The organism is uncultured Gimesia sp., assembly GCF_963972345.1.
Classification (GTDB): domain Bacteria; phylum Planctomycetota; class Planctomycetia; order Planctomycetales; family Planctomycetaceae; genus Gimesia.
In genome coordinates this window covers 1-5,102 of sequence record NZ_CAXAVM010000305.1, presented here as the reverse complement: position 1 = coordinate 5,102, position 5,102 = coordinate 1, and the positions used below count along the sequence as shown (strand labels likewise).

Here is a 5,102-nt window from a genome sequence, read left to right as displayed (position 1 = left end):
CAAACAGATGCAGGCGGAACTGAAGCAGCTGATGAAGAACTAGCAACTTTTCTACTTTCTAGAATGAAATAGATCAGCGAATACTGATTTGTATAAAATGGACCAGTTTCTGCATCGCATGCTTCAACTTGCTATGATACCTGCTTTATAATGCAGAAACCTTATAAATTAGGGATGTTAAATAAAGTCCCTTTCCCGCCTCCTGAGTCTTCAACAGGATTGATTCATGCCTGCCTTTATTCCGACCTCGCGTTTTCGTATTTCTGCTTTTGTTTCCGCTCTGTTTTTTGCCTTGTTGATCGGGTTGACCATCACAGCTCGGTCAGCAGATAAATCGGAAACAAAACCCAAGGTGGATTACTCTGCTGAAATGCCTCGGATTTTACCGCGGAGTCCGGAAGAGGCGCTGAAGTCATTTAAAATCCATCCCGATTTTGAGATTCAGCTGGTGGCGGCAGAGCCTCTGGTTCGAGATCCGGTCGCGATGTGCTTTGATGCCCGCGGTCGTGCTTATGTCGTTGAAATGCCGGAATACAACGATGCGAATCAGGAAGGATACAGTTCTGTTAAACTGCTGGAAGATACGGACGGCGATGGCCGATTCGATAAGAGTTATCCGTTTCTGTCCGGTCTGACTCTGCCGACGGCGGTTTTTTGTTACAAAGGGGGCGTCTTTGTCGGGGCACCACCTTATGTGTATTACTGCAAAGACACGGATGGAGACCGCATTGCGGATGTACGCGAAGTCGTGATGACGGGATTTGGCCGGGATAAAGGCGATGAGGGGATGATCAATTCCTTCCGCTGGGGCCTGGATAACAAAATCCATTTTTCTACAGGCATCGATGGCGGAGATGTGACCATCGCTGCTGACGAGAACAAGAAGACCTACAATACCAAGGGGCGCGGCGTTATCCTGGATCCCGAGACCCGCACGATTGAACTGACGACCGGCGGCGGACAGCATGGGATGAGCCTGGGCAACTGGAACCGTGAGTTTGTCTGCGCCAACAGCGTTCCCATGCAGGTGCTGATGTACGATGATCGTTATATCGCCCGCAATCCCTATCTGGCGCCTCCGGCAGCTCCGGTTTCGATTGCTCCCGGGGGAAAATTCACGAAGCTGCTCCGCATCAGCCAGGTCGAACCATGGCGGATTCTGCGGTCCCGGATCCGTGCTGCGAGCGAGCGGGGCGACGCTGAAAAAGGTCAGCCTTCCGGTTTCTTTACCGCGGCGACTGGAATTACCGTTTATCGTGGGGACGCCTGGCCTGCTGAATATCAGGGCAATATTTTTGTGGGCGAACCGGCTAACAATCTTGTTTATCGTGCTGCTCCCCAGCCGGACGGACTGTCGCTGGTTGCTCCCCGGGCCGACCAGGATGCCGAGTTCCTGGCTTCAACGGATATCTGGTTTCGGCCGGTTCAATTTGAGAATGGCCCGGAAGGCGCACTGTATGTGCTAGACATGTATCGCGAGCTGATTGAAGGGGCTCCCTTTATTCCGGAAGAGGTGATCAAGCATCTGGATCCGGTGGGCGGACAGGATAAAGGACGGATTTACCGAATCGTACCCAAAGGCTTTCAGCAGCCTCAGTCAGCCGATCTGACAAAACTGAGTTCACAGGAACTGGTTGAGTTATTGGAAAGTGATAATGGCTGGACACGCGATACGGCGCAAAGACTGTTATACGAGCGTCAGGATACCTCGATCGCCGGGGACCTGAAGCAGCTGGCGACAGGATCTACAAAACCGATTACGCGGGCGACGGCACTCTGGTCGCTGCAGGCTTTGAAATCACTCGATTCTGCGACGCTGCTGAAAGGACTGCAAGACAAAGAATTCCAGGTCCGTAAGCAGTCGTTGAAAATTGCCGAGCAGTATGCAGATGCGAACGAGATTCAACAGCAGATGATTGCTCTGGCGACCGATCCTTCACTGGAAGTGCAATATCAGGCGGCTTTCTCGCTGGGGGCATTCGAATCGTTGGCACGCAACGCGGCGCTGGCGGATCTGCTGGAACGGCATGCGGCCAATCAGTGGATTCGGATGGCGGTGCAGAGTTCGCTGGATCAGGGGACCGGGGAAGTCTTCGAAATTCTGATCAAGAATACCGATGCGTTGAAAGAGAAACAGATTGAACAGTTTCTGGTTGCGTTAGCCGTTCAGATCGGTGCGCAGCAGGAAGCAGCGAATGTGAAACGGGTTCTGGCTGCACTGGAAGCTCTGCCCGAATCAAATCAGAAGCTGGCGGAAATTCTGTTTCGGAATCTGCTGTCTCGCGCCTCGGGTGTGACCAAGCAGGTGATTGCCAAATCTGACAGTGAGCACACTGCAAAACTTCTGAAAGGAATGATGCAGTCGGCGATTGCCCAGGCGACGAATGACAAAGCGGCGGTGAAAGGACGCGTGGCAGCCATCCCCACATTGAGCATCGGACTGTTCGATGAGACGCAGCCGGTATTTGAAGAGTTGCTTTCCGTGCAGCAGCCTTTGCCGGTTCGCCAGCGGGCGATTACTGCGCTGGGACTGGTTAATGATGATCGCGTGGCGGAACTGCTGATTGAAGCCTGGCCGGGACTGAGTCCGCAATTACGGATGAGTGCAGTAGAGACGCTCTTCTCCCGTAAACCATGGCTGCTCAGTCTGCTGGATGCGGTGAAAGCGGGGGACATCAATCCCGGAGACATCGGCCCCGAGCGTGTGCAACTGTTGAAAACCAACCAGGACAGCACCGTCAAAAAACTGGCAGAATCGTTATTTCATAATGAGCGATTGACCGGGCGATCCGACGTGATTAAAGAGTATCAGGCATCTTTGAAACTGAAGGGGGATGCGGCCAATGGGAAACAGGTCTTCAAGAAATCCTGCTCAGCCTGTCATCGCCTGGAGAATGTCGGCGTGCAACTGGGAGCCGACCTGAAAGCGATTAAAGATCGGGGCACGGACGCGGTGCTGCTCAATATTCTCGATCCCAACCGGGAGGTCAAACCTCAATATGTGACGTACCTGCTGGTGACGACGCAGGGAAGAACGATTACCGGTCTGATCAAAGAAGAAAATGCGAACAGCATCACAATCGCCCGGGCGGATGGCACGAGTGATACGGTACTGCGAATTGATATTGATGAACTGATCAGTTCGCGGCTGTCATTCATGCCTGAGGGACTGGAAAAGCAGATCAATCCCCAGGAAATGGCCGACCTGCTCGCCTATTTGAATTCAATTAAATAAGTGAGTAAACTCGTCTTTCCTGAAATCAGCCGGCCCGGTTCAGGTTACAAGCCTGAAAGACAGACAAGTTTCGTGTATACTACAGAAAAACTGGAATCGACTTTAATGCGCTGAAAGGTCATCCCATGAAAACTGTGTTGACGCTGATGGCCTGCCTGGTGTTTCCTGCTGCATTGATTGCCGCGGACGATGTGATTTATCAAACTGGATTTGAAGCAGATCAGGTGGGAACCGTTCCGGAGGGCTGGTCTGTTTTTCTGTCAGGCACTTCTCCCGATGTAAAAGTAGTTGCGCAGGGAGCAGGGGCATCGAAGCAGGCTCTCAAAAGCGTGCGTTCTACATCAGGTCGTCTGACTGCGATCACTCAGCGGTTTTCTCAGCCACAACAGAGACTGTTGATTGAACTGTCTTTTGCATTTTCACCCGGTGCGGGTCGCTCTCTGAATCTATGGTCTTTCGAACCGGAGGGGACTGATGCCAGCCAGCTGAATCTCTGTATTCAAAATGGCAAATTGCAGCAGTATGATGGTCGTACCCGTGCCTGGCGATTGATCTCAAGTGACGTCGAACCTTCAAAGGATCCGGCGGATCCGATCTGGCATCGCCTGCGGATCCTGGTTGATGCAAAGCAGACGGGCATTGATTTCTGGTTATCGAAACCGGGAGAACTCAAGCTGCCAGGATCTCCAACGGGAACTCTGCACGCTTACAGGACTGATCTGCAACTGTCAGGGCTGGCGCTGGTTTCGGGTACACGACTGGCGCAGGATGCCTGGTATCTGATTGATGATCTGGTGATCCAGGGAGGGACTCAACTGCCAGATCCGGGAAAAGTGGATCCACTGCCGGAACCGGTTATTCTCTGGACGGGACCGCCAATTCCCGCTGATCTCGCAGAGATTCCCACAGTGCCGGGTATGACGCACCAGACAATTCATCGCGCCGAGAAGGACGGCTATAAATTTCTGCATGGTGCGGCCATCATTGCTCATCAGGGGGTTTTGTATGCGAACTGGGCTAACAGTCCGGAACATGAAAATGGGCCGCATGAAACACTGCAGGGCCGTCGTTCTGAAGATGGCGGGAAGACCTGGTCGGAACTGGAAGTGATCGGACCCGGTTTCGAGGGGTCCGAGCGGCACAGTCATGGCGTGCTGTTGAAGCATCAGGGGAGATTATGGACGATCGGCAGTCGATTTGGAGTGGGTAAACCGGCAAAGCGTTTTCCCGGCCTCAAGGGAGAAGCATTCGTGCTGAATGAGGAAACGGATCGGTGGGAATCAAAGGGCATCGTGATGCAGAACTGCTGGCCTTACGATGAACCGGTTCGCATGCCCGATGGGAATCTGATTACCGGCGGACAGGATCAGGATGGCCTGCCTGTCGTCGCCATCAGTCATGGCAATGATCTGCTGCATTGGGATACGGTTCAGATTCCGTATCCTCCCGAGCTGTCTCCCTCTTTTGCGGAGACGACGGTGGGCCTCGACGGGAAGAATGTTCGCGCGGTGATTCGTGGCGGCGGGGGAACGGCCTGGATTTCTGTCAGTCAGGATAACGGTCGCAGCTGGTCTCAGGCCCGACCCGCAAATCTGCCGATGCCGCGCGCCAAGGCGTATCTGGGGACACTTAGCACGGGACAGCAGTACCTGGTTTCCAATCTGAAAAACCGGGATACGCTGGTGATCTCTGTCAGTCAGCTTGGCGAATCTGCATTCAGTCGGATGTGGACGATTCGACATGGGAAATCGGTGCCTCCCCGCTTTTCCGGTTTCGCGAAAAGCAAGCAATGGTCATATCCCTATGCCCATGAACATGACGGCAAGCTCTACGTGGTGTACTCGATCGGGAAGGAAGATTGTGGCTT

At 53.3% G+C, this 5,102-nt stretch carries 2 protein-coding genes; both read left to right on the top strand.

From position 1 onward, the window contains the following. Positions 1-226: 226 nt before the first annotated feature. A complete protein-coding gene (locus AACZ40_RS28105) occupies positions 227-3,235 on the top strand; it encodes a PVC-type heme-binding CxxCH protein (RefSeq protein ID WP_291167437.1) in 3,009 nt (1,002 codons plus the stop codon). Between the two features lie 125 nt (positions 3,236-3,360). Then, positions 3,361-5,102, top strand: a 1,742-nt coding sequence (locus AACZ40_RS28100; protein ID WP_339676882.1) for an exo-alpha-sialidase, incomplete at its 3' end; no start/stop codon positions are given.

Excerpts from the sequence above, each read along its gene's own strand:
- AACZ40_RS28105 (WP_291167437.1), top strand. The coding sequence starts at position 227 with ATGCCTGCCTTTATTCCGACCTCGCGTTTTCGTATTTCTGCTTTTGTT.